Raw genomic sequence first — 24,782 nt, 5'->3', positions numbered from 1 at the left:
GGTGGCGCACGGTGCGGGGTTGGCGTGTGGTGCGCCGATGGTGGCATGGTGCCGGGCTAGTCCGACGCACGAGGCGATCTACCGCGCACCAGCGGCTGACCTCGCACGGTGCTGCGAGCACGGTGCGAGGGAAGCGGGCGCGGAACTCGCACGGTGCGGGGCTGCGGGGCTGCGGGGCTGCGGGGCACGGGGGCGTGGGGGACGGGAGCGCCGGGAGCGCGCAGGAGCGGGGCGACTCAGGCGGGGTCGCGGCGGAACAGCCAGCGCACGTTCGGCTCGAGGAGCCAGCGCATGCCCCTCCGGACGAACGGCTGCGCCAGGAACAGGCTCACCGCGCAGGCGAACCCGACCATGAGCAGCACGTACGGCCACGCCGAGTGCGCCCCGGCGAGGACGCCGGACTCCCGCACCGGGTAGAGCACGAACGTGTGGAGCAGGTACACGTACATCGTCGCCGCGCCGAACTTCGTGATCCACACCGTCCGTCGCGGCACGAGCACCAGGAAGGAGGCCGTGAGCAGCGCCGCGAGCAGCATCAGCCCGAACCGCACCGCCCCGGCCCACCACGCGTCCTCGCCGAGACCGGAGTACGAGTCGTCGTAGAAGAACCAGTGGTGCAGGTCGAACTCCTTGAACTGCGGGATCCACAGCGCGCACGCCAGGGCCCACGCGGCGAACACCGCGCCGGCAGCGATCCGCACCCGGACCACGACCCGACGGCGCGCGTCGTACCAGCGGTCGAACAGGCCCCACTGCTTCACCTGCCACCCGACGAGGAAGAACGGCAGGAGGCTGATCGCCCGCGACAGCGAGAGCGTCGAGTCCACGTTGTCGAAGTAGCCGACCCCGATGCTGAACACGACGGCCCACACCAGCGGCCACCGCAGCTGCGCCAGATACGGCAGGATCAGCCGGAAGATCCCCAGGGCGAGGAGGAACCACAGCGTCCACGTCGGCTGCGTCGGGTTGAACTGCTTCCCGCCCTCCACGAGACCTTGCACCACGGTCCAGATCGTCTGCATGATGATGTACGGCACCACGATGTCCGTGATCGTCCGCCGCATGCGCTTCGCCGTCGGGGTGTCCGCCGACGAGAAGTACCCGCTGATGACACCGAACGCCGGCATGTGGAACGCGTAGATGAACGTGTACAGCGCCAGGGCGTGCTCGCTCGCCGTCGTCTGCCGCTGGATGGCGTGCCCGATGACGACGAGGGTCACCGCCAGGAACCGCGCGGTGTCCCACATCGGGATCCGCTGCCGCGCACGACCGGGCTCCAACTCGGTGGCCGGGGCGGCGGGCACGGGAGGTGCGGCGTCCGTGGTCATGGCTCGTGACGTTACCGGAACGTGACCTCACCGGTTCCCCGGTAGCGTGGACGGAGCCCGCCGGAACCGCGTGCGGGCACCACGGACCACGACGGAGGAACCACCATGGCAGCACGACGCGCGGTCGTCACGGGAGCGAGCTCCGGCATCGGGGCAGCGACCGTGCGGACGTTCCGGTCCCGCGGCTGGGACGTGCTCGCCGTCGCCCGTCGCGCCGACCGGCTCGAGGCGCTCGCCGCGGAGCTCGGGGTCGACGTGCTGACCGCGGACATCACCGACGCCGCAGACGTCGCCCGCCTGGCATCCCGGGTCGAGGAGCTCGGCGGCGCCGACGTGCTCGTCAACAACGCCGGGGGAGCGTTCGGCTCGGCGACCGTCGAGGAGTCCGACGTCGAGGACTGGCGCGCGATGTTCGAGGTGAACGTCATCGGCACCAAGCGGGTCATCGCGGCCCTCCTCCCGCACCTGCGGCGGCGCGCAGCGGTCACCGGTGGAGCGGACGTCGTCACGGTGACGAGCACCGCCGGGTTCGTGCCGTACGAGAACGGCGGTGGCTACAACGCCGCGAAGTCGGCCGAGCACGCCCTCGTCGGTGCGCTGCGGCTGGAGCTGAGCGGTGAGCCGATCCGGGTCGTCGAGATCGCCCCTGGCATGGTGAAGACCGACGAGTTCGCCCTGGTGCGGTTCGGTGGCGACACGACCAAGGCCGCGGCCGTGTACGACGGCGTCGAGGACCCGCTCTCCGCCGACGACGTGGCCGAGGCGATCGTGCACGCGGTCGAGCTGCCGGCACACGTGAACCTCGACCTGGTCACGATCCGACCCGTCGCGCAGGCGGCGCAGCACAAGGTGGCCCGCGGACCCCTCCGGCCCCGCGGCGTCCAGACGTCCGAGGCGTAGCAGCGGGTCGGCCCGGGCTCCGCGCGCCCCGGACGTCGAACTCGGGTCGCGAGGGCAGGCCCGGTGCCGGTACCGTGGACGGATGCCGATCAGCAGCGAACCCGCCGAGCCCTCCTCGCCGGCCGTCGTGACCGTGACGAGCGGGCCCGAGGTGCTCGGCTGGCTCGAGTTCGGGGACGCCGCACGGCTCCTCGCGAAGGACGTCCTGTCCTCCGGCTTCGAGCCCGAGGTCGTCGTCGCCGTTGCCCGCGGCGGACTCATCATCGCCGGAGCGGTCGCGTACGCCCTCGGCACCAAGGAGTGCGGCTCGATCAACGTCGAGTTCTACACGGACGTCGAGCAGCGCCTCGAGGAGCCGGTCGTGCTCGCCCCCGCACTCGACGCGCCGAGCCTCGCCGGCAAGCGCGTGCTCGTGGTCGACGACGTCTCCGACTCCGGCCGCACGCTCGCGCTCGTCGTCGACATCATCGCGAAGGCCGGCGCCGACGTGCGCAGCGCCTGCCTCTACTCCAAGCCCGGCACCGTCCTCGAGCCCGACCACGTCTGGCGTCGTGTCGACGGCTGGATCACCTTCCCGTGGAGCGCCCTGGCCCCGGTGACGGCCGAGTCGTGAGCATCCACCTCGTCGGCGGTGGACCCTTCGCCGCCTCGGACGCCGCCGCGCCCTTCCTCGCCGAGGCCACCGCGCGGTCCGCGGCCGTCGGGCGCACCGTCCCGCGGATCGCACTGCTGTCGGTCGCCTCGGCCTCCGGCGCCAGCCCGTCGTCGACCGCGGACATCGCCGAGGTCCTGGGTGGTGCGCGCGCCGCCGAGGTCCTCGTCACCGAGGTCGCCCCCGGCCAGCCCTTCACGACGGCGGTCCTCAGCGACATCGACGCGCTCGTCGTCGGTGGCGGTCGCACACCCGACTACCTCGACGCGATCGCACCGCTCGTCGACCAGATCCGACTGCTCGTCTCCGACGGCCTGCCGTACCTCGGCTACTCCGCCGGTGCGATGGTCGCCTCCGACCGGGCACTCGTCGGCGGGTGGCGCATCGACGGTGTCGAGGTCTGCCCCGAGGGCGCGTCCGAGGGACTCGACGAGGTGGAGCTCCGCGCGGGCCTCGGGCTCGTCGACCTGACCATCGACGTGCACGGCGTGCAGGCCGGCACCGTCGCCCGGCTCATCGCGAGTGCCGAGGCCGAGTTCGTCTCGGCGGGGCTCGCGATCGACGAGGACACCGTGCTCGTCGTCGGCGAGGGGGCCCTCGAGGTCCGCGGGTCCGGCAGCGTCTGGCGCGTGGTCGCCGGGGACGAGTCCGTCTCCGTCGCCACCATGGGCGCGTAGCGGTCCCGATGCAGGCACAGCCCCTCGCCGAGCTCGTCGACCCCGGGTGGGCCGAGGCCCTCGCACCCGTCGAGGACGACGTCCACCGCATGGGCGCCTGGCTCCGCTCCGAGACCGCAGCGGGCCGGCCGTACCTGCCGGCGGGCGCGTCGGTCCTCCGCGCGTTCACGTACCCGTTCGACCAGGTGAAGGTCCTCGTCGTCGGACAGGACCCGTACCCGACGCCCGGGCACCCGATCGGGCTGTCCTTCGCCGTCGACCCCGGCGTGCGGCCGGTTCCCCGGAGTCTGGCGAACGTCTACCGCGAGCTCCACGACGACCTCGGGGTCACCCCACCGGCGCACGGGGACCTGCGACCGTGGTCCGAGCGCGGCGTGCTGCTGCTCAACCGGGTGCTCACGGTCGCGGCCGGCGACGCCGGGAGCCACCGCGGAAAGGGCTGGGAGCGGGTCACCGAGCAGGCCGTCCGCGCACTCGTCGCACGGCAGCGTCCCCTGGTCGCCGTGCTCTGGGGGGCCCAGGCGGCGTCCGTGCGGCCGTTCCTCGGGGACACGCCGGTCGTCGCGTCGGCGCACCCGAGCCCGCTGAGCGCCTCCCGCGGGTTCTTCGGCAGTCGTCCGTTCTCGCAGGTGAACGACCTGCTCGTCGAGCAGGGTGCCGACCCCGTCGACTGGACGCTGCCCGCGCAGGTGTGACGAGCTTCCAGGCCGTCGACCGGACCACGGACCCGCCTGCGCCGTAGGCTCGACGTCGTGCTCGAGGAGGAATACCGCCAGCGGCGGGTGCTGCCGCGCCACCTGCGTGCGCCAGCACCGACGGAGACGGCGTTCGCGTGGTCGATCCGTGCCGCCGAACCGACCGACCTGCCGGACATCCGCGAGATCCACGCGCACTACGTGCGGAACTCCTCGGTCACGTTCGACGGGGCGGTGCTCTCGTTCGCGGCCTGGAAACGACGGTACGACGAGATCCGGCGGCGGACACTGCCGTTCCTGGTCGCGGTGAACCCCTCCGGGCAGGTGCTCGGGTACGCTCTCGTCGACCCGTGGAACCCGCGTGACCGGTCGAACCACGTCGTCGAGAACTCGATCTACCTCGGGCCGGCGTCCGGGGGCAAGGGCCTCGGACGTGCGCTCATGGAGGCGCTCCTCGACGAGTGCCGTGCCGCCGGGGTCCGCGAGGTCGTCGCGGTGATCGCCGACCGCTCCGCCGACGCCTCGATCCGGCTGCACCGACGGCTCGGCTTCGAGGAGATCGGACGGATGGGCAAGGTCGGCTACAAGTACGACCGGTGGCTCGGCACGGTCACGATGCGGCTGCGCCTGCGGGGCCCGCGGACGCGGCGCGGAGCGCGGCGGGCGTAGGCAGCGCGCGTCCAGCGACCGCACCCGCGCACCGACACCACACCGGACGCGCCCGCCCGCGTCACTCCGCGCGCTCGGCCTCGGCAGCGAACTCGTCCCGCGTCACGACGACCATCGCGCTCGCGGCCGACGACGCGGCCTCGGCGTCCCCGGCGACGACCGCCCGTCCGACGGCCTCGTGCCGCGCTGCCGCCGCACCCGTCCACCGCGTGATGGTGTCCCGCGACTCCGAGGTCCTCGTCCGCAGGAGCGCCTCGACGGTACCGGCGAAGTGCCCGAAGACCGCGTTGCCGGACCCCGTGAGCAGGGCCCGGTGGAAGCGGACGTCGGCCTCGAGGTACGCCTGACCGTCCCCGTCGGACGCCGCCGCCACCATCGCGAGCGCCGCCTCGAGCACGGGGGCCGCGGCGACGGACCCCCGTCCGGCGAGGAGGGACGCGGCGACCGGCTCGATGCCGAGGCGGACCTCGAGGAGTTCCCGCTGCTGCGCGAAGTACCCGTCGGAGCGGCCTCGCCACCGGATGACGTCCGGTGCGAGCAGCTCCCACGACGTCATCGGGAGCACCTGGGTGCCGACGCGCTGTCGTGGCCGGACGAGTCCGAGCGACTGGAGGACCCGCAGCGCCTCGCGGACGACCGAGCGCGAGACACCGAACTCGTCCGCGATCTCCTCCGGTCGGAGGACGGTGCCGGCACCGACACTCCCGCTCACGATGCGGTGCCCGAGCGCGTCGAGCACGTGGGCGTGCAGTCCGCGGGACGTGTCCATCGTTCCTCCGGGCGGGTCGTGACGTCGTCGACGTCGAAGCGGCAGACTCCATCCCATCGGCCGACGGCGGCGACGCGGACGTGCCGCGCGGCTCGTCGACATGTAGTCTGAATAATCAGATTATTCGATGTCGACGGTCCCGCTCCACGGACCACGACGCCGACCACCCGGAACCCAGGCGACGGAGCCGCGCAGATGCGCCTCCAGGAAGGGGGCGCAGATGGCGCACCTCGCACCGACCGGCGTGAGCAGCGTGCTCGCCGCCGGCACCGAACAGGTCGATCCGTCAGGACCGGTCCCGCAGCTCGTCGTGGCGGCGCTCATCGGCGTCGTCGTGATCATCGTGCTGATCACGTGGTTGAAGATCCACCCGTTCATCGCCCTGACCGTCGGCGCGGTCGGCGTCGGCATCGGCGCGGGACTCGCCCCCGAGAAGGCGGTGACGAGCTTCGGCAACGGGTTCGGCGCGACGATGACGAGCGTGGGCATCCTGGTCGGCCTCGGGTCGATGTTCGGCAAGATGCTCGTCGACTCCGGCGCCGCCGACCGCGTGGTGGACACGCTCGTCCGCCGGTCATCGAAGGCGGCGCTGCCGTGGACCATGGCGCTCATCGGCGCCCTGATCGGGCTGCCGATGTTCTTCGAGGTCGGCCTGGTCCTGCTCATCCCGATCATCGTCCTGGTCGCCAAGCGCAGCCAGGTGCCGATCATGAAGATCGCGGTCCCGGCCCTGGTCGGCCTCTCCACGATGCACGCGTTCGTCCCGCCGCACCCCGGCCCGCTGGTCGCGATCGCGACGGTCGGCGCGGACCTCGGCACGACCCTCGCCTTCGGCATCGTGCTCGCGATCCCGGTGATCGTCCTCGCGGGCCCGGTGTTCGCACACTTCGCGGCCCGGTGGGTCGACATCCCGGTGCCGGACCTGTTCGGCTCACGGGACAGCGACCCGGCGCACGCCGGACGGGAGGCACGGCGCGGCTCCGCCACGCAGGACACGGCCTCCCTGCCCGGCGGCAAGAGCGACTTCACCCGCGTCATCAGCGAACCGCGCAGCCCGTCCTTCACCGTCGCGCTCATCGGCATCCTGCTGCCGGTCGTGCTCATGCTCGCGCAGGCGATCCGCGAGGCGAGCATGCCCGACGCTGCCGGAGCCTGGGTCGGCCTGCTCGACTTCCTCGGCACGCCGATGGTCGCGATCGGCATCGCGGCGATCTACGCGATCGTGTTCTTCGCGATCGGGGGCGGCATGGACCGGTCGGCCGTGTCCCGGTCGCTCGAGAGCGCGCTGCCGCCCGTCGCCGGCGTGCTGCTCATCGTCGGCGCTGGTGGTGGCTTCAAGCAGGTGCTCATCGACACCGGGATCGGCGGGGTGATCGCCGACGCGGTCAAGGACTCCGGGATCTCGGTGCTCCTCGTCGCCTGGGTCGTCTCGGCGCTGGTCCGTGTCGCCACCGGTTCGGCGACCGTCGCGACCGTGACGGCGGCCGGCATCATGGCCCCGCTCGCGCACGACCTGTCCTCGCCGACGGTCTCGCTGCTCGTGCTCGCGATCGGCGCGGGATCGGTGTTCCTGTCGCACGTCAACGACGCCGGGTTCTGGCTCGTGAAGGGCTACCTGGGCACGACGGTCGGACAGACCTTCAAGACCTGGACCATGCTGGAGTGCCTGATCTCGGTGTTCGGGCTGCTGGGTGTACTGATCGCAGGAGTGTTCATCGCATGAGCTCGGAACGTGGACAGGACGAGCGCGCACTCGACGCGCGGGTGCTCGTCGTGATGGGGGTCTCCGGATCCGGCAAGTCGACCGTCGCGGCGATGGTGGCCGACCGACTCGGCTGGGACTTCGCCGAGGGTGACGCGATGCACCCGCCGGCGAACGTCGCGAAGATGCACGCGGGCGTCCCGCTCGACGACGAGGACCGCTGGCCGTGGCTCGACGTCGTCGCGGGGTGGATCCGGGAGCACCTCGACGCCGGCACGAACGGCGTCGTGACCTGCTCGGCGCTGAAGCGCTCCTACCGTGACGTGCTGCGGGCACCCGGTGTGGTCTTCGTGCACGTCGCCGGGGACACCGCCCTCATCGAGGACCGCATGGCCGCCCGCTCCGGACACTTCATGCCGACCTCGCTCCTCGCCTCGCAGCTCGCGACGCTCGAGCCGCCGCAGGACGACGAGGCCCACATCACCGTCGACGCCGGCGGGACCCCGGAGCACGAGACGGACGAGATCGTCGAGCGGCTGGGACTGATCCCCGAGGTCAGGTGAACTGGATCGCGGTCCCGACCGGGAGCGCGGCGAGGGTCGTCGTCATCGCGGCGGAGATCCGGACGCACCCGTGGGAGCTGCCGGTCGGGTCCGGGTAGTAGTGCAGCGCGGTCAGCGCCGCGTTGCCCCCGTAGGACGGGATGCGCGACGAGTGCGCCCCGGTGAGGATGATCGGGTTCCCCTGCGTGTAGGTCACGCGGGTGTCGACGTACGCCGCCTCGACGTACGTGGCCGTCGCGGTCGGTGTCGGGTCGTCCGGTGTGCCGAGCCGTGCCGGTTCGGTCGCCGACACCGACCCGTCGCGGCCGACGACGGAGACGGTGCTCGCCGCGACGTCGACGCGGATCATCCGATCGGTGTCCACGACGGTGAAGTCGGCGGCCCTGGCCCACGCGAACGTCGCGCTCGGAGCGTCCTGGACGCCGCCGTCACCAGGGGTGCGGTTCCGTGCCGGCGTCGACACGAGCAGCATGCCGCCGTCGACACCGGGAGAACGCCCCCAGACCGCCGTGGCCGCCGGGGTGTCGATCGTCGACACCGTCGAGGCGAACGTGGCGACGGGTGCGGCGTCCGCCGCCGGGCTCGCCCAGAGCGCGACGAGGGGTGCCTTCGGCGTCGCGATCTGCCAGGCGTTCTCCGGGTGTGCCGCGGCCCCGTCGAGGAGCGCCGGGACCACCGCGTCGTGGAACGCGAGCGGCAGCGCAGCGAGGTCCGCCGCCGACGGTGCCGCCGGCACGCCGGCGAGTGTCGGGGTCGGTGTCGGTGTCGTCCTGGTCGCACCGGGTGTCGACACGGCGATCTGCCGGTCGGCGGGTGTCAGGGCGAGCCCGACCCCGGCGACGGCACCGACGAGCACCACGGCGGCCACCCCGCCCACGATCCATGTCCGTCGTCGCACCACGGGCCTCCCGTCCGTCGTCAGTGTTCCGTGACCCGACCCGCGTCGACGCGCCACTGTCGGTCCAACCGCACCGTCTCCAGCATGCGCCGGTCGTGTGTGACGAGCAGCAGGGTTCCGTCGTAGGAGTCCAGCGCCTGTTCGAGCTGCTCGATCGCGGGCAGGTCGAGGTGGTTCGTCGGTTCGTCCAGCACGAGCACGTTCACACCACGAGCCTGCAGCAACGCGAGCGCGGCGCGGGTGCGCTCACCGGGGGAGAGCTCGCCGGCTGCGCGGCCCACGTGGTCGGCCTTGAGACCGAACTTCGCCAGCAGGGTCCGCACGTCGGCGGTCGCCATCTCGGGGACCAGGCCCTCGAACACGGCGGCGAGCGGTTCCCGACCGGTGAACAGCCCGCGCGCCTGGTCGATCTCGCCGACCGCGATGCTCGACCCGGTGCTCGCGGTGCCGGTCGTCGGTTCCTGCTTGCCGAGCAGCGCGCCCAGCAGGGTGGACTTGCCCGCGCCGTTCGGGCCGGTGATGCCGATGCGGTCGCCGCCGTCCACCTGCAGGGACACCGGACCGAGCGTGAAGTCGCCCCGGGTGAAGGTGGCGTCGGCGAGCGTGGCGACGACGGCGGAGCTCCGCGGCGCCTGACCGATCGTGAACGCGAGCTGCCACTCCTTGCGCGGCTCCTCGACCTCGTCCAGCCGGGCGATGCGCGACTCCATCTGCCGGACCTTCTGCGCCTGCTTCTCGCTCGACTCCGAGGCGGCGCGGCGTCGGATCTTGTCGTTGTCGGGGTTCTTGCGCATCGCGTTCCGCACGCCCTGGCTCGACCACTCCCGCTGCGTCCGGGCGCGGGACACCAGGTCGGCCTTCGTCGCCGCGAACTCGTCGTACGCGTCGCGCTTGTGCTGGCGGGCGATCTCGCGTTCCTCGAGGTAGGCGTCGTAGCCACCGCCGAACAGCCGGTTCGAGGACTGTGCGAGGTCGAGCTCGAGGACGCTGGTCACGCTCCGGGCGAGGAACTCCCGGTCGTGGCTGACGAGGACCACACCGCCGCGGAGCCCGCGCACGAACTCCTCCAACCGGGCGAGGCCGTCGAGGTCGAGGTCGTTCGTCGGCTCGTCCAACAGGACGACGTCGAAGCGGGAGAGCAGCAGCGCGGCGAGGCCGACCCGGGCTGCCTGCCCGCCGGAGAGCGTGGTCATCGCCGTCTCGGTGTCGAGCGTCAGACCGAGGTCGGCGAGCACGACCGGGATGCGCTCGTCGAGGTCGGCGGCACCGGACGCCAGCCAGCGGTCGAGCGCCGTCGAGTAGCGGTCGGCGGCGTCGGCCGACGCATCCGGGTCGCCGAGCGCCGCAGCGGCCGTGTCCATCTCCGTCGTCGCCGCCGCACAGCCGGTGCGCCGGCCGATGTACGCCGCGACGGTCTCTCCGGGCACGCGCTCGTGCTCCTGGGGGAGCCAGCCGACGAAGGCGTCGGTCGGGGCGAGCGACACCGTCCCGGCGAGCGGCTCGCTGACGCCGGCGAGCAGCCGCAGCAGCGTCGACTTGCCGGCGCCGTTCACGCCGACGACGCCGACCACGTCCCCGGGCGCGACGGTCAGGTCCAGCCCCTCGAACAGCGTGCGGGCGGCGTACCCACCGGCGAGGCCCTTGGCGACGAGCGTGGCGGTCATGGACCAATCGTCCCACTGGTTCCGCGTCCCCGATGGCCACGTCGGTCGCACCGCGCGCGCGGGAACACGTCCACGCGCGCTCGTGGTGGTGTAGCCAGGGGTGGTGAACACCACCACCGTCGCCGTCGTCGGCCCCGGTGCGATCGGCACCACCGTCGCCGCGGCCCTGCACGAGGACGGACGCACGCCGCTGCTGGCCGGACGGACGCCCCGCGAGCACCTCGAGCTCGCCGACGCGGCCGGGCGGGTCGTCGTCCCGGGACCCGTGCGTACCGATCCGGAGGCCGTCGCCGGGCCCGTCGACGTCGTGCTGCTCGCCGTGAAGGGCACCCAGACCGCCGCGGCGGCACCCTGGCTCGCGGCACTGTGCGGACCGGACACGGTCGTCGCCGTGCTGCAGAACGGCGTCGAGCAGGTCCGCACCGTGTCGCCGTCCGCGCACGGTGCCGCGGTCGTGCCGTCCGTCGTGTGGTTCCCGGCCGAGACCCGGCCGGACGGCTCGGTGCTGCTCCGCGCCACACCGCGCCTGACACTGCCCGACGGTCCGGCCGGTGCGACCGTGGCCGGCGTGTTCGCCGGCACCCGGGTCGAGGTCGACCTGTCGGCGGACTTCACCACCGTCGCCTGGCGGAAGCTCGTGCAGAACGCCGTCGCCGGGCTCATGGCGCTCACCGGTCGTCGGGCGGGCGTCTTCACCAGGCAGGACCTCGGGCAACTCGCGCGCGACTACGCCGCGGAGTGCGTGCTGGTCGCCCGGGCTGCCGGAGCCCGGCTCGACGACGACGTCCCCGACACCGTCGTGTCGGGGTTCCGCGGATCGCCGGCCGACGCGGGGACCTCGATCCTCGCCGACCGGGTCGCCGGGCGGCCGCTCGAGTGGGAGGAGCGGAACGGCGTGGTGCGGCGCGTCGGGCACGAGCACGGCGTCCCGACCCCGATCAGCGACGTCGTCGTGCCCCTCCTCGCCGCGGCGAGCGACGGACCGGGCTGACGGGGACACGCCGACGGGTACGCGCTGACGGGCCGGTACCGACGGGACGTGCCGACTCCGTGGCAGGATCGCTCGCGTGCTGACCGCGGTGTTCCTGCTCGTCGCCGGGACCCTCGCCGGGGTCATCGGCACCGCTGGCGGGATCACCTCACTCGTGGCCTACCCGGCCCTCCTCGCCGTCGGCGTGCCGCCGCTCGCGGCCAACGTGACGAACTCGGTCGCGTTGCTCGGCAGCGGTGCGAGTTCGGCGCTCCGCGCGCGGGCGGACCTCGTCGGGCACGGGCGGACACTCCGCCGGTGGCTGCCCGTCACCGTGGTCGTCTCCGCCCTCGGCGCCGGGCTGCTGCTGGTGACGCCGGCGCACGTGTTCGATCGTGTCGTGCCGTTCCTCGTCGCCGCCGGCTCCGTCCTGCTCCTCGCGCAGCCCTGGATCGACCGGCGGCGGGCCTCGGCGCGGATGGGCCCGGGCGCGGCGGCGACGAGTGTGTCGGCGGTCTCGCTCTACAACGGGTACTTCGGTGCCGGGTCCGGCGTGCTCATGATCGCGGTGATGCTGCTCGACGGCGAACCGGTGCTGCACCGGGCGAACGCCCTGAAGAACGTGCTGCTGCTCGCCGCCGACGTCCTGCCCGCGGTGCTCTTCGCGCTGTCCGGCACCGTCGTCTGGGCGATGGTGTGGCCGCTCGGCGTCGGGGCCGTGGTCGGCGGGCTCATCGGACCCTCGGTCGCGCGGCGGGTGCCGCCGACGCCGCTCCGGATCGGGATCGCCGTGTGCGGGTTCGTGCTGGCGGGGTACCTGTTCGTCGCGGCCTGATGCCCGCGGCGGTCAGCCGACCGGCACGTCCACCACGCGCTCATCGCCGACCTCCGCCACGAGGGTCCCGCCGGACACCGCCGCGAGCTCGGCTCGGAGCGCGGGGACCTCGGGCTCCGGCACGAGGACCTCGAAGGTCGCCGCCGCGCCGTACTGCGGTTCCGCGGACGTCGCCCCGTGGTGCCGGACCCACTCGCGCAGCAGGTTGTCGATCCGACCGGCGTCGGCGTGCGGCACGTCGACCGTCACCGACGTCAGGGCCTCGCGGCGGACGAGGGCCGCATGGTCGAGCGCCTCGGACACGGACGTCGAGTACGCGCGGACGAGGCCACCGGCGCCGAGCTTCACACCGCCGAACCACCGCGTGACGACCGCCACGACGTCGGTGAGGTCACGCCGGCGCAGGACCTCGAGCATCGGCACGCCGGCGGTGCCAGACGGCTCGCCGTCGTCCGACGAGCGTGCCTGGTCGCCGAGGAGGCCGGTCACCATGGCGACACAGTGGTGTCGGGCGTCCCAGGACCGCTTCCGCACCTCGGCGACGGCGCGGTCGGCGTCCTCGGGGCCGGACACCGGGACGAGCGTGGTGACGAAGCGGGACTTCGTGACGACGATCTCGTGCTCGACCGTCGCCGCGATGGTGGACGGGTACCGGCGGGTCACCCGACGAGCGTACCGACGCCGACGTTGACGGCGACGCTGCCGCCGACCACGACGCCGACAGCGTCGGTCTCGCCCGGCGGGTGGCGGCCCTGCGCGGATAGGCTCGTGACCCGTGTTCGAACTCCACCACCTGTCGGCGCAGGACCTCTGGGACTGGATCCGCCGCGGCGACACCACGGCCCGCGAAGCGACCGAGCACTTCCTCGCCCGCATCGACCGGCTCGACCCCGGACTCGGTGCCTTCGTGACGGTCACGGCGGAGGCGGCACGGGCACGAGCCGACCGTCTCGGCGACCTGGTGCCGACGTCGCGGCCGCTGTGGGGCCTCCCGTCCGGTGACAAGGACCTGTACGACCGAGCCGGCGTGCCCACCGGGTCCGGGACGGTCGCGCTGCCGGAACGCGCGGCGTCGGCCGACCACCCGCTCGTGGCGGCGCTCGACGCCGCCGGCGCGGTGAGCCTCGGGAAGACGGCGAGTCCGGAGTTCGGGCTGTCGTCGTCCTCGGAGACGCGGCGGGGCGTGACGCGGAATCCCTATGACACCTCGAGGGCGCCGGGTGGGTCCTCGAGCGGCGCGGCCGTCGCCGTGGCCGCGGGGCTGCTGCCGGCCGCGGTCGGGTCGGACGGCGGGGGATCGGTGCGGATCCCGGCCGCCGCGACGGGGTTGGTCGGACTGAAGCCGAGCCGTGGACGGGTGCCCTCCATGCCGGGACGCTCCGGGGTCGGCGGCCTGTCGGTCGCCGGGCCGCTCACCCGGAACGTCGCGGACGCCGGGATGCTCCTCGACGCCCTCGTCGCGCCGACCGGGCTCGACGAGCCGGCGCCGTACGCGCTCGTGACCCCGGACGTCGGCGACGGGCCGTTCACCGCGGCGGCGGTCCGCGGCGAGGGCCGGTTCGTCCTCGGGGTGCTCGACGGGTCGCCGTGGGACGACACCGTGGACGTCGTGGTCGATCCGGCAGCCCGGGCCGTGGTGGACACCGCGGTGCGGGTGCTCGGCGAGCTCGGGCACGGGATCGAGGACGTCAGGATGCCGCGGACGCCCTACGCCGACGCGTTCCGCACCGCGTGGGAGACCTCGGCGGCGCGCCTGCCGTCCGTGCCCGGGATCGACCTCGACGCACTCACGCCGCTGGTGTCGTGGCTGGTCGAGCGGGGGCGGGCCCTGACCGGGACGCAGGTGCTCGACGCGATGACCGCGCTCGACACCTTCTCGGCGGCGCTCATCCGTGCGTTCGGCCGCTTCGACGCCGTCCTCACGCCGACGCTGGCGCTGACGCCCCGACCGCTCGGCTGGTACGGCGACGACCCCGAGGAGGACTTCCGCCGCCAGTGCGCCTACTCGCCGTGGACGTCGATGGCGAACGTGGCGGGCCTCCCGGCGATCACGCTCCCCGTCGGTGTCACGGACGACGGGCACCCGGACGGTGCCGGGCTGCCGATGGGGGTGCAGCTCATCGGGCGTCCCGGTGGCGAGCGCGTGCTGCTCGCGCTCGGCGCGCAGCTGGAGCGGCGCCTGCGGTGGCAGCGGCGGCACCCGCCCATGTGGTGAGGTGCGCGCGCGCGGGCGGGGCGGGGGCGCAGGCGCGGTGCGGGCGCGGGCGGGCGGGCGTGGGCGCGGGTCGACTCGGAACGACAGGGTCGCTGTCGTACGACAGCGACCCTGTCGCTCGTTGCGGACGCAACGGTCGCGCGCGCTGCGAACCGACAGTGTCGACGTCGTACGACAGCGACGGAGTCGCTCCTTGCGGACGCAGGCAACCACCGGACGGGAGGCTCGTGCCGACGCCGCCACGAGCCTCCCGTCCGGCAGCCGCCCGCCCGAAGTTCCGCAACTCGCGGCTCAGGTCTGCCGCGGTTCCACGACGCACCGGTCCACGCCGTCGAGGTTCCGCAATTGCGGAACCTCGACGGGCGGGCCCGGCGGGCCGGGCCGGGCCGCGCCTACGGCAGCGTCGGGGCCGCGTCGACCAGGGCGCGGGTGACGGGGCTCGCGGGCGCGTCGAGCAGAGACACCGGCCCGTGCTCGACGATGCGTCCCTCGGCCATCACCGCGACGGTGTCGCACAGCCGCTGCACCACGCCGATGTCGTGCGAGACGAGCACGATCGTCAACCCGAGCTCGTCGGCGAGGGACCGGAAGAGCTCGATGACCCGGGCGCGCACCACCACGTCGAGGGCGCTCATCGGCTCGTCCCCGAAGAGGATCCGGGGCCCGTGCACCACGGCCCGCGCGATCGCGATGCGCTGCCGCTGCCCGCCCGAGAACTCGTGCGGGTAGCGCCCGGCGGCGTCGGCTGGCAGGTCCACGCGCTCGAGTGCCGCCTGGACGAGGGACGCGTGCGACCCCGGGATCCGCAGGGCCCGGAGCGGTTCCTCGACGATCGCGCCGACGCGCATCCGCGGGTCGAGCGACGAGTACGGGTCCTGGAACACCACTCCGGTCTCGCGACGGAACCAGCGCATCGCGGCGGCGGAGGCGGACGCGAGCACCGGGCGACCGCCGGCCGACACGGTGCCGGCGGTGGGGGCCTCCAATCCGGCCAGCAGGCGGACGAGCGTGGACTTGCCGGAGCCCGACTCGCCGACGATCCCGAGGCGCGCGCCGTCGGCCACGGTGAGGTCGATGCCGTCGACGGCGGTCCGGACCGGGCCGGGCTCGAACGGCCCGCGGCGGGGGAGCCGGTAGGTGCGGTGCAGACCGGCGGCTTCGAGGGCGGTCACGGGGTCCTCCTCGCGGTGGCGCGGGCCGCGTCGACGAGCGCCCGGGTGGCCGGGTGACGGGGGGCGGCGAGCAGGTCGCGCACGGTGCCGGTCTCGACCACGCGACCGGCGTCCAGGACCACCGCGGTGTCGGCGATCCGGGCGAGCACGGCCAGGTCGTGCGTGACGAACAGCACCGAGACGTCGAGGCCCTCGAGGAGGTCGAGGATCCGCGCCTCGGTCGTGACGTCGAGCGCCGTCGTCGGCTCGTCCGCCACGATGAGCGTCGGCTCCCCGGCCATCGCCATCGCGATGCAGATGCGCTGCCGCTGCCCGCCGGAGAGCTGGTGCGGGTACTGCCGGAGCAGGGACTCGGGGTCGGGCAGGCCGACCTGCCCGGCCAGCTCGAGTGCCGCTCGGTCCGCCTCCCGGCGGCCGAGCCCGCGGTGCAGGCGCAGCGGTTCGGCGATCTGCCTGCCGACGCGGCGGAGCGGGTCGAGCGCGGTGCCGGGTTCCTGGAACACCATCCCGATCCGCGCGCCGCGGACGGCGGCACGCTGCCGCTCCGGGAGCCCGACGAGCTCGTCGCCGTCGAGCCGGATGCTGCCCTGCACGGCGGCGCCGCTCGGCTCCAGCCCCATCAGGGCGAGCGAGGTCATCGACTTGCCGGATCCGGACGCGCCGATCACGCCGACGCGGCGGCCGGGAGGCACGGTGAAGGACACGCGGTCCAGGACCGTCCGCCCCGCGATGCTGACGGACAGGTCACGCACCTCGAGGCCGCCGGTCGCGGTCGCGCCGTCGGTCGCGGTCATGCGATGCCCTCCGTCCCGGTGACGCGTGCCGGGTCGTGACCGGCGTCCGCCCGACGCCCGTCGTCGTCCGGGTGCCCGGCGTCCCGCGCGGCGTCCCCCGTGGTCAGGCGCGGATCGGAGGCGTCGCGCACGGCGTCGCCGAGCAGGGACAGCGCGGCGACGACGAGCGCGATCGCGGCACCGGGCCACGTCGCGCTCCACGGGTGCACACCGATGTAGGTCTGCAGGTCGGACAGCAGGCTGCCCCAGGACGCCGTCCCCGAGCCGGCGCCGTAGCCGAGGTACGAGAGCCCGGCCTCGGCGAGGACCGCCGTCGCCATCGCGAGCGAGAGCTGCACGGTGAACAGGGGCGCGGCGTTCGGCACGAGGTGCCGGACCAGCACGCCGCACGGTCCGACGCCGGAGGCCTTCGCGGCGACGACGTAGTCGCTCCTGGCGATGCGGCGGATCTCCCCGCGGGCGACCCGGGCGATCGTCACGCCGAACGCCAGGCCGACCGAGACGACCACGACGCCGAGCGAGCCGCCGAACACCGCCGTCAGCAGCATCGCCGTCAGGAGCGTCGGGAAGGCCACGAGGATGTCGAGCAGCACGGCCATGCCCTCGCGGACCCAGCGCGTGGTGAGCGACCCGACCGCAGTGAGGACGATCCCGACGACGCTCGCGATGATGCCGGACCCGACCGCGACGAGCACCGTCGTGCGGGTCCCGGCGAGCAGGTAGCTCGCGATGTCCCGACCGACGCCGTCCGTGCCGAACCAGTGCGCGGCGCTCGGCCGTTCCCACTGGTGGAACGGGTCCGTGCGGAACGGGTTCTCCGGTGTCCAGACCAGCGAGACCACGGCGAGGACGACGAGCAGCCCGAGCACGACGACGGCGAAGACCCCGGTGGGCCGGGACAGGACGCGGCGGATCATGCGCGCTCCCGCTGTCGGGGATCGAGCGCGCGGTGGACGACGTCCACGGCGAACCCGACGAGGAGCACCAGCCCGGTGAGGACGAGCAGCTCGGACTGCACCTTGGTGATGTCCCGTCTGCCGACGTCGGTCACGAGCATCCGGCCGACGCCCGGCAGCGAGAACAGCTGCTCGACGACGACCGCGCCGACGAGCAGCCCCGCGATCTGCACCCCGAGGACCGACAGCACCGTCAGCGCCACGCTCGGGAGCCCGTGCCGCAGGAGCGCCCCGGTGCGGGTGAGCCCGATCGCCGCCGCCGTGCGGAGGTGGTCGGCGTCGAGCACGCTCAGCGTGGCGGACCGGGTGAAGCGGAGGATGACCGCGCCCTCGACCGCACCGATCGTCAGCGCCGGGAGGACCAGCGACGCGAACGCCCGGCCGGGCTCGGACCAGCCGTCGAGCGGGAAGCCCTGGGTCGGCAGCCAGTGCAGCGTCACCGCGAAGAGCGCGACGAGCAGCATGCCGGCCCAGACGACCGGCACCGCGGCGACGGCCTGGGCGACGAACGCGATGACCGCGCCGCCGGTGCGACGGCGGAGGACCGCGGCGACCACGCCGAGCGGCACGCCGAGCACGAGCGCCGCGGCGAGGGACATGCCCGCCAGGGGGAGCGTCACGCCGAGCTTCTGCGCGATCTCCGGCGCGACCGGACCCTTCGTCACGAGGGAGGTGCCGAGGTCGCCGCGGAGCAGTCCGAGGACCCAGTCGAGGTACTGCACCACCACCGGGCGGTCGAGCCCCAGCTGCTGGCGGAGCGCGGCCACCGTCGCCGGCGTCGCCTGGGTCCCGGCGACGATCTGCGCGACGTCGCCGGGCAGCACGCGGAGCGTGGCGAAGACGATGACGCTCGCCACGAGCAGGCCGACGACGAGCAGGACCACTCGCCCGACGAGGAACCGGGTCACGAGACGATGCTAGTCAGCGACTACCGCACCGCGAGCTTCGACAGGTCGAAGCGCGAGTTCGTGCCGTCGAAGGGCACCCCGGTGACGCCCTTGCGGACGGCGGTGATCGACGTCGACGTGTACAGCCAGTCGGCCGCAGCGTCCTCGCTGACGATCTTCGCCGCCTTCCGCAGGTCGGCCGCCTTCTCGTCCGTGTCGGTGGTGGCGACGGAGTCGGCGTACAGGCGCTGGACCTCGGCGTTGTCGTAGCCGAAGTAGTAGTCCGGGTTCGCCCAGTTGCCGAAGTCGCGCGCCTCGACGTGGTCGACCATGCTCAGCTCGTAGTCCTTCTTCTCGAAGACCTGCGAGAGCCAGGTGGCGAAGTCGACGCGGTCGACCGTCAGGGTGATGCCGACGTCGGCGAGCTGCGACTTCAGCACGTCGCCGATCGTCGACGGGTAGACGTTCGCGTACGTCAGCGTCAGGTCGAGCTTCGGGCTGCCGGCCTCGGCGAGGAGCTTCTTCGCGTTCGCGGGGTCGTACGCGTCGACGTCGGTCAGGTCCTGGTACCCGGGGTCGAGCGCCGGGATCGGTCCACCCTGCTCGACGCCCGTCCCGCCGATGGCCTTGATGAGCGCCTTCGAGTCGATCGCCTGACGGATGGCCTGCCGCACGCGGACGTCGGTGAACGGCGCCTTCTGGTTGTTGAACGCGAGCGTGTACTTGTCGGTCGTCTTGCCGGTGTGCAGGGTGATGTCGGAGTTGCCCTGCAGCTGGCTCTTGAGCGTGCCGTCGACGGCGGTCTCGACGTCGAGGTCGCCGTTCGCCATCGCGTTGACGGCGGTCGACGGCTGCGTGATGTACCGGAAGACGATCTTCGCGACCTTCGCCTTCGTGCCCCAGTAGTCGGGGTTCCGCGTGAAGGTGAGCGAGTCGCCCTGCTTCCAGTTCGCGACGCGGTACGGGCCGGTGCCGTTGGCGGTGTCCGACAGGTCGTTCGTCGCGGCCTGCTCGAGCACGAGCCCGGCGCGGCCGGTGAGGTTCCAGAGCAGGTCGGAGTCCGGCTTCGCCAGCTGCAGGACGACGGTGTCCGACGCGGGCGACGTGATCGAGGACACGTTCGCGAGCGTCGCTGAGTCGACGTAGGAGGCGTTGTCCTTGACCTGCTGCAGCGACCAGACGACGTCCCCGGCGGTGACCGGCTTGCCGTCCTGGAAGGTGGTGCCCTTGCGCAGCGTGAACGTGTACGTCAGGCCGTCGCTCGACACCTCGTGCTTCGCGGCCAGCACGTCACGCACGTCCCCGGACGGGGAGCGGCCGACGAGGCCCTGGTACACGTTGTCGATGAGGACCTGGTCGAGCGCTGCGCCCGACTGGGTGCGGACGTCGAGGCTCGTCGGCTCGAGGACCAGACCGACGCGGACCGTGGCGTCGTCGCCCCCGGTCTGGTTCGACGATCCGGAGCAACCCGTCAAGGCGAGGCCGGTGACGAGTGCCACGGCGGTCGCGATCACCGCGATGCGGCGCTGACGGGGGAGGGAGGGGCTCATGGGTGGTGGGTTCCTTCCGCGGGCTGCGCGACGGTCGCCGCGCGCGCTCGGAAGAGGCTACCGGCGCACGGGGGTTTCTTCGATCCCGTGCAACAAACCGTTACCCGCCGCCCATTCCGTGATGGCCCTGGCGAGCTCGAGGGGCGCCTGGGTCTGCACGGCGTGGCGGGCCTCGACCGTGACGACCGTGGCGCGCGGCAGCCGCTCACCGAACGTGGTCACGAGCTTCGGCGACACGTAGCCGCGGTCGCCGCGGACGAGCAGGAGCGGGACGTCGAGCGCCTCGAGGTCGGGCCAGGCGTCCGCGAACCGCCCCACCGAGGCGGTCCGGCCGGCCGGCAGGTGGGGGAAGTGGTGTCGACGGACGAGCCGGCCGTCCTCGCCGAGCCGGGTGGTGTGCCGTGCCTCGCGGAGGAGCACCTCGCGGTCGTCTCCGACACGCGCCTCGATCGCCCGCTCCACGACCTCGTCGAGGGACGTGAACGGCGCCTCGGTCTCGAGCGCCCGCGCGATCCGGTCCACGGCGCGCTGGGCGAAGTCCGGGGACATGTCGACGAGCACGAGGCCGGTGACACGTTCCGGCGCCGTCGCGGCGAGCCGGGCCGCCAGGATCGCACCGAGGGAGTGCCCGACCACGATGCCCGGCGGCACCGCGAGTGCGTCGAGCGCGGCGAGGACGGCCGGCGCGGTCGCCGACGCCGCGTAGTCGGCGTCGTCGCGCCAGGACGACCGGCCGTGGCCTGGTAGGTCGAGGGCGACCGCCGGCTGGCCGACGGCGATCGCCGTCTGGTCGAAGCTGTGGGCGTCGATGCCGAGCCCGTGCAGGTAGGTGACCCGTGCCTCCAGGCCGGGATCGGCGGGGTCCTGCCAGCGGATCGCGGACACGTCGCCGCCGTCAGGCGTCCGGATCGCCTGCCGGGAGGCTCGGAGCGGCTCCGTCACGCCGCTCGCGCGGGCGAGGTCGGGCAGGTCGCGGAATTCGTCGTCGAGGTCGGGCACGTCCGCCAGTCTCGCACCGCTCGGCCCCTCTGGATGGAGTTAGGTGAGGCATGCCATACTCGAGGAGTGGCAGCCCGGTACCGTGTCTTCTCCGTCCGCGTGGCAGCCGTCACGGCCCTCACCCCCCACTTCGTCCGGGTGACGCTCCGCGGCGACGAGCTCGGCGCCTTCTCGGCGGTCGGGCTCGACCAGCGGATCAAGGTGGTCCTGCCGCTCCCCGGTGGTGGCTTCACCGACCTGCCGGACGGCGAGGACTGGTACACCGCGTGGCGTGCCCTGCCCGATGCCGAGCGCAACCCGCTCCGCACCTACACCGTGCGGTCCTTCCGGCCGGACGCCCGCGAGCTCGACATCGACTTCGTCGCCCACGGCGACACCGGTCCCGCCTCGCGCTGGGTCTCCGCATGCCGAGTCGGCGACGAGCTCCGGATCGTCGGACCGGCGGTGCCGTCCTCACCCGCAGAGCTCCCGAGCGGGGCGGCCGAGTTCGCCCCGGGCGCGGCGAACCGGATCCTGCTCGCCGGCGACGAAACCGCCGCGCCCGCGATCTGCGCCATCCTCGAGGCGCTCGACGTCACCACCGTCGGCCACGTCTTCATCGAGGTCCCGACGGACGACGACCGTCTGCCGGTCACCGCGCCCGCCGGGGTCGAGGTGCGCTGGATCGCCCGGAACGGCGCCTCGCACGGGGTCCGGATGACGGACCAGGTCCACGCGTGGGCCTCGAGCGCCGTCGCCGCCGACGCGTGCACGCCGTCGGACGAGCTGGCCGACGTGGACGTCGACGAGCAGGTGCTGTGGGACATCCCACCCGTGACGGACGCGCAGCTCTACGCCTGGATCGCCGGCGAGGCCGGATGCGTCAAGGAGCTCCGCCGACACCTCGTGCGCGGGGTCGGGCTCGACCGGAAGCAGGTCGCGTTCATGGGGTACTGGCGTCACGGCAAGGCCGAGAACTGAGCGCGGCTGCCCGCGGTGCCGCACCCGGCGCCGGTGCTGCTCCCGGTGCGGTCTCCGCGCCGACCACGGCGCTGGGTGCCCGAGGGCTGACGCTCGCCTACGACGACCGCGTGGTGGTCGACGGGCTCGACGTCGACGTCCCGGACGGCGAGCTGACGGTGATCGTCGGCCCGAACGCGTGCGGCAAGTCGACGCTGCTGAAGGCCCTCGCCCGGACGCTGAAGCCGACCGCGGGCACGGTCTACCTCGACGGCGCGCCCCTGGCGTCCTACCGTCCGAAGGCCGTCGCACGCCGCGTCGCGATGCTGCCGCAGACGCCGATCGCACCCGACGGCATCACCGTGCGGGACCTGGTCTCCCGCGGCCGGTTCCCGCACCAGGACCTCTTGCACCCGTCCTCCGGCACCGACCGGATCGCCGTGCAGCGCGCCCTGGAGCAGACCGACACGGTGTCGCTCGCGGACCGTGGCGTCGACGAGCTCTCCGGCGGGCAGCGGCAGCGCGTGTGGATCGCGATGGTGCTCGCGCAGGAGACGGACATCGTGCTGCTCGACGAGCCGACGACGTTCCTCGACATCGCGCACCAGTACGACGTGCTCGAGCTCGCCGCAGCGCTGCACCGTGCCGGGAGGACGGTCGTCGCCGTGCTGCACGACCTCAACCAGGCCGCGCGGTACGCCACGCACGTGATCGCCATGCGGGGCGGGTCGATCGTCGCCGCGGGGACGCCGGCCGCGGTCGTGACGGCCGACCTGGTGGAGGACGTGTTCGGGCTCCCGTGCGTGGTCGTCCCCGACCCCGAGAGCGGCACCCCCCTCGTGGTGCCCCGCCGGCGCTGACGCGAGCGCGCTGCGCCCCGTGCGCCCGCGAGGCGCGCGCCTCGCGCGCCTCGCGCGCCGCCCGCCCACCGAGATGCCGAAATCACGGAACCTCGAGCGCGCCCGACGGAGTGTCGCGGACCCTGGGCGGACGTGAGCGGCAAGTCGTGGAACCGCTGCAGTGCACGTGCAGAAGCTGCGCTCCCGCGAGCGTGCCCACGAGACGCCGTCGAGATGCCGGAATCACGGAACTCCGGCCGTTCGGATGAGTGAATCGTGGCAGCTGGACGGAGCTGAGCGGCGAGTTCTGGAACCGCAGGGAGCGTCGTCGTCGTTCGAGGGGCGACGTCAGCGGTAGCCGCCGTCCTCCAGGCCGGCCTCGACCTCGAAGCGGTTCCGAAGTGGATCCCGGCCGGCGACCGCGTACAGCAGGGGCATGAGCATGCCGTACCGCCGCCACTGCGTCACGTGGACGCGCTCGTGCCGGAGCACGCGGTCGCCGTCGTTGTCACGGGTGAGGTAGACCGAGCCGACGCAGGTCCCACCGCGGCGGAAGACCCACCGGGGGAGTCCCGAGCACACGATGAGACCGTCGACCCGTCGGATCGGGCCCGTGGAGAGCGGCACCCCGACGGCGAGCCCCACGAGCGTGGCGAAGGCCCAGCCCGCCCACGACACGGGGGAGTCGAGCAGGGGGTTCCGCACGGACTACTCCGGACGGCCGTACGTCTCGAGCAGGCGGAGCCAGATCTCGTTCATGGTGGGGTACGCGGGGACCGCGTGCCAGAGGCGGTCCAGCGGGACCTCGCCGACGATGGCGATCGTGGCGGCCTGGAGCATCTCCGCCACGTCCTGACCGACGAACGTCATCCCGACGACGACGCCGCGGTCCTCGTCCACGACCATGTTCGCGCGCCCGGTGTACCCGTCGGCCTGCAGCGCTGCGCCGGCGATGTTGCCGAGCTCGTACTCGACCGCGCGGACGTTCAGGCCCTGCTGGCGAGCCCTGGCCTCGGTCAGGCCGACGCTCGCGACCTCCGGGTCGGTGAAGGTGACCTGCGGTGCGGCGGCGTGGTCGGCCGTCGCGACGTGGGCGCCCCACGGCTCGGTGTGCAGCGGCGTGCCCTGGAGACGAGCGGCGATCGCCTCACCGGCGGCGCGCGCCTGGTACTTGCCCTGGTGGGTGAGGAGCACCCGGTGGTTCACGTCACCGACGGCGTAGAGCCAGTCGGTGCCGGTGACGAGCATCGTGTCGTCGACGTCCAGCCACTCGCCGTCGGTGAGTCCGACCGAGCTCAGCCCGAGGTCGGCGGTGTGCGGGCTCCGGCCGGTCGCAGCGAGGACCTCGCTCGTGACGACGGTGGTGCCGTCGTCGAGCGTCGTCGTCACGAGGCCGTGCTCGTCGCGGTCGACCCGGGTCGGGTTCACCCCGGTCCGGACGTCGATCCCGGCCTCGCGCATGGCGTCGGCGACGAGCTCGCCGGCGAAGGGCTCCATCCCGCCGAGCAGTCCGTGCCGGGCGACCAGGGTGACCTTCGCCCCGAGCGACGCCCACGCCGTCGCGAGCTCGGTGCCCGCGACGCCGCCGCCGATGACCAGGAGGCTCTCCGGCACCGACTGCGCGCTGGTGCCCTCGCGAGTGCCCCACGGGCGTGCCTCGGCGAGCCCGGGGACGTCCGGGAGGGCGTGCAGCGAGCCGGTGACCACGGCGACCGCCCCGGCGGTGTACGTCGTGCCGTCGACCTCGATCGACTTCGTCCCGGTGATGCGCGCGTGCCCGCGGATCAGGTCGATGCCGGCGGAGTCGAGCCAGGCCACCTGGCTCTCGTCCTTCCAGTCACTGGTGAACGACGTCCTCCTGGCCAGGACCGCGGCGGCGTCGAGGTCGCCGGTGACGGCCTGCGCGGCTCCGGCGAGCCGTCGGGCCGCTCGGAGCGCGTGGCCGCTCCGGAGCAGCGCCTTCGACGGCATGCACGCCCAGTAGGAGCACTCTCCGCCGACGAGTTCCGCTTCGACGACCGCGACCGACAGGCCGCGCTTGTGGGCGTAGTCCGCCACGTTCTCGCCGACAGCGCCGGCACCGATCACGATGAGGTCGTAGTCCGTCAT

25 protein-coding genes are annotated in these 24,782 nt (G+C 73.4%); 12 read left to right on the top strand and 13 right to left on the bottom strand.

Annotation, left to right across the window (positions count from 1 at the left end; genetic code table 11):
• Positions 1–236 precede the first annotated feature (236 nt).
• Positions 237–1,328, bottom strand: a complete 1,092-nt coding sequence (locus tag FS641_RS15420; protein WP_144765406.1) for an acyltransferase family protein — start codon at positions 1,326–1,328, stop codon at positions 237–239.
• A gap of 105 nt (positions 1,329–1,433) precedes the next feature.
• Here FS641_RS15420 and FS641_RS15415 point away from each other — a divergent pair, with 105 nt between their 5' ends.
• The 5 genes from FS641_RS15415 to FS641_RS15395 all read left to right on the top strand — a co-directional run bounded on the left by FS641_RS15415 (position 1,434) and on the right by FS641_RS15395 (position 4,921).
• Positions 1,434–2,228 (top strand): SDR family oxidoreductase, encoded by a 795-nt coding sequence (locus tag FS641_RS15415; protein ID WP_144765404.1) that lies wholly within the window; start codon positions 1,434–1,436, stop codon positions 2,226–2,228.
• An 82-nt stretch (positions 2,229–2,310) separates the two neighbouring features.
• The gene (locus tag FS641_RS15410) at positions 2,311–2,841 is read left to right on the top strand and encodes a phosphoribosyltransferase (protein ID WP_186317794.1); all 531 of its coding nucleotides are present in this window, start codon (positions 2,311–2,313) and stop codon (positions 2,839–2,841) included.
• Positions 2,838–3,557 (top strand): Type 1 glutamine amidotransferase-like domain-containing protein, encoded by a 720-nt coding sequence (locus FS641_RS15405; protein ID WP_144765403.1) that lies wholly within the window; start codon positions 2,838–2,840, stop codon positions 3,555–3,557. The genes FS641_RS15410 and FS641_RS15405 overlap by 4 nt, the downstream gene beginning before the upstream one ends.
• Positions 3,558–3,565: 8 nt before the next feature.
• Positions 3,566–4,252: a uracil-DNA glycosylase gene (locus FS641_RS15400; protein ID WP_144765399.1), complete on the top strand. Its 687-nt coding sequence runs from the start codon at positions 3,566–3,568 to the stop codon at positions 4,250–4,252.
• A gap of 57 nt (positions 4,253–4,309) precedes the next feature.
• Positions 4,310–4,921: a GNAT family N-acetyltransferase gene (locus tag FS641_RS15395; protein WP_144765397.1), complete on the top strand. Its 612-nt coding sequence runs from the start codon at positions 4,310–4,312 to the stop codon at positions 4,919–4,921.
• Positions 4,922–4,982: 61 nt separating this feature from the next.
• Here FS641_RS15395 and FS641_RS15390 read toward each other — a convergent pair whose 3' ends face one another.
• On the bottom strand, positions 4,983–5,690 hold the full coding sequence (locus FS641_RS15390; RefSeq protein ID WP_186317793.1) for a FadR/GntR family transcriptional regulator: 708 nt from the start codon (positions 5,688–5,690) through the stop codon (positions 4,983–4,985).
• A 220-nt stretch (positions 5,691–5,910) separates the two neighbouring features.
• On the opposite strand from FS641_RS15390, the gene FS641_RS15385 reads away from it, so the two are divergent.
• A complete protein-coding gene (locus tag FS641_RS15385) occupies positions 5,911–7,413 on the top strand; it encodes a GntP family permease (protein WP_144765393.1) in 1,503 nt (500 codons plus the stop codon).
• Positions 7,410–7,955, top strand: coding sequence for a gluconokinase (locus FS641_RS15380; RefSeq protein ID WP_144765391.1), 546 nt, complete (start codon positions 7,410–7,412; stop codon positions 7,953–7,955). Before FS641_RS15385 ends, FS641_RS15380 begins: the two co-directional genes overlap by 4 nt.
• Here the strand turns inward: FS641_RS15380 and FS641_RS15375 are convergent.
• Complete coding sequence (locus FS641_RS15375; RefSeq protein ID WP_144765389.1) at positions 7,948–8,823, bottom strand: L,D-transpeptidase; 876 nt, start codon at positions 8,821–8,823, stop codon at positions 7,948–7,950. The genes FS641_RS15380 and FS641_RS15375 overlap by 8 nt on opposite strands.
• Positions 8,824–8,873: 50 nt before the next feature.
• Positions 8,874–10,517 (bottom strand): ABC-F family ATP-binding cassette domain-containing protein, encoded by a 1,644-nt coding sequence (locus tag FS641_RS15370; protein WP_144765386.1) that lies wholly within the window; start codon positions 10,515–10,517, stop codon positions 8,874–8,876.
• Positions 10,518–10,620: 103 nt separating this feature from the next.
• On the opposite strand from FS641_RS15370, the gene FS641_RS15365 reads away from it, so the two are divergent.
• Positions 10,621–11,508: an oxidoreductase gene (locus FS641_RS15365; protein WP_260855865.1), complete on the top strand. Its 888-nt coding sequence runs from the start codon at positions 10,621–10,623 to the stop codon at positions 11,506–11,508.
• A 76-nt stretch (positions 11,509–11,584) separates the two neighbouring features.
• Entirely contained in the window at positions 11,585–12,322 is a 738-nt protein-coding gene (locus tag FS641_RS15360) for a sulfite exporter TauE/SafE family protein (RefSeq protein ID WP_144765382.1), read from the top strand.
• A 12-nt stretch (positions 12,323–12,334) separates the two neighbouring features.
• Here FS641_RS15360 and FS641_RS15355 read toward each other — a convergent pair whose 3' ends face one another.
• On the bottom strand, positions 12,335–12,985 hold the full coding sequence (locus FS641_RS15355) for a YigZ family protein (RefSeq protein ID WP_260855864.1): 651 nt from the start codon (positions 12,983–12,985) through the stop codon (positions 12,335–12,337).
• 112 nt (positions 12,986–13,097) lie between these two features.
• On the opposite strand from FS641_RS15355, the gene FS641_RS15350 reads away from it, so the two are divergent.
• On the top strand, positions 13,098–14,537 hold the full coding sequence (locus FS641_RS15350; protein ID WP_144765378.1) for an amidase: 1,440 nt from the start codon (positions 13,098–13,100) through the stop codon (positions 14,535–14,537).
• Between the two features lie 392 nt (positions 14,538–14,929).
• Here FS641_RS15350 and FS641_RS15345 read toward each other — a convergent pair whose 3' ends face one another.
• The 6 genes from FS641_RS15345 to FS641_RS15320 are packed head-to-tail and all read right to left on the bottom strand — an operon-like array spanning position 14,930 to position 20,895.
• The gene (locus FS641_RS15345) at positions 14,930–15,709 is read right to left on the bottom strand and encodes an ABC transporter ATP-binding protein (protein WP_144765376.1); all 780 of its coding nucleotides are present in this window, start codon (positions 15,707–15,709) and stop codon (positions 14,930–14,932) included.
• Positions 15,706–16,503 carry an ABC transporter ATP-binding protein gene (locus FS641_RS15340; protein WP_144765374.1) on the bottom strand — a complete coding sequence of 266 codons (798 nt, stop codon included), beginning with the start codon at positions 16,501–16,503 and terminating at the stop codon, positions 15,706–15,708. Before FS641_RS15340 ends, FS641_RS15345 begins: the two co-directional genes overlap by 4 nt.
• The gene (locus FS641_RS15335; protein WP_260855863.1) at positions 16,500–17,420 is read right to left on the bottom strand and encodes an ABC transporter permease; all 921 of its coding nucleotides are present in this window, start codon (positions 17,418–17,420) and stop codon (positions 16,500–16,502) included. The genes FS641_RS15340 and FS641_RS15335 overlap by 4 nt, the downstream gene beginning before the upstream one ends.
• Positions 17,417–18,367, bottom strand: coding sequence for an ABC transporter permease (locus tag FS641_RS15330; protein WP_144765372.1), 951 nt, complete (start codon positions 18,365–18,367; stop codon positions 17,417–17,419). Before FS641_RS15330 ends, FS641_RS15335 begins: the two co-directional genes overlap by 4 nt.
• Before the next feature lie 20 nt (positions 18,368–18,387).
• Entirely contained in the window at positions 18,388–19,896 is a 1,509-nt protein-coding gene (locus tag FS641_RS15325) for an ABC transporter substrate-binding protein (RefSeq protein WP_144765370.1), read from the bottom strand.
• Between the two features lie 57 nt (positions 19,897–19,953).
• Positions 19,954–20,895 (bottom strand): alpha/beta hydrolase, encoded by a 942-nt coding sequence (locus FS641_RS15320; protein ID WP_186317792.1) that lies wholly within the window; start codon positions 20,893–20,895, stop codon positions 19,954–19,956.
• 66 nt (positions 20,896–20,961) lie between these two features.
• Between FS641_RS15320 and FS641_RS15315 the strand changes: the two genes are divergently transcribed.
• A complete protein-coding gene (locus tag FS641_RS15315; protein ID WP_260855862.1) occupies positions 20,962–21,855 on the top strand; it encodes a siderophore-interacting protein in 894 nt (297 codons plus the stop codon).
• Positions 21,852–22,694, top strand: a complete 843-nt coding sequence (locus FS641_RS15310; protein WP_186317802.1) for an ABC transporter ATP-binding protein — start codon at positions 21,852–21,854, stop codon at positions 22,692–22,694. Before FS641_RS15315 ends, FS641_RS15310 begins: the two co-directional genes overlap by 4 nt.
• 327 nt (positions 22,695–23,021) lie before the next feature.
• On the opposite strand, the gene FS641_RS15305 is transcribed toward FS641_RS15310, so the two are convergent.
• Both FS641_RS15305 and FS641_RS15300 read right to left on the bottom strand, forming a co-directional pair.
• The gene (locus FS641_RS15305; RefSeq protein WP_144765362.1) at positions 23,022–23,378 is read right to left on the bottom strand and encodes a Fe-S oxidoreductase; all 357 of its coding nucleotides are present in this window, start codon (positions 23,376–23,378) and stop codon (positions 23,022–23,024) included.
• A 3-nt stretch (positions 23,379–23,381) separates the two neighbouring features.
• The gene (locus FS641_RS15300; RefSeq protein WP_144765360.1) at positions 23,382–24,782 is read right to left on the bottom strand and encodes an NAD(P)/FAD-dependent oxidoreductase; all 1,401 of its coding nucleotides are present in this window, start codon (positions 24,780–24,782) and stop codon (positions 23,382–23,384) included.

It is taken from the genome of Curtobacterium sp. 9128 (assembly GCF_007673775.1).
GTDB lineage: Bacteria > Actinomycetota > Actinomycetes > Actinomycetales > Microbacteriaceae > Curtobacterium.
Note: the sequence above shows the minus strand (reverse complement) of the source record. Positions and strands in the feature narration are given on the sequence as shown.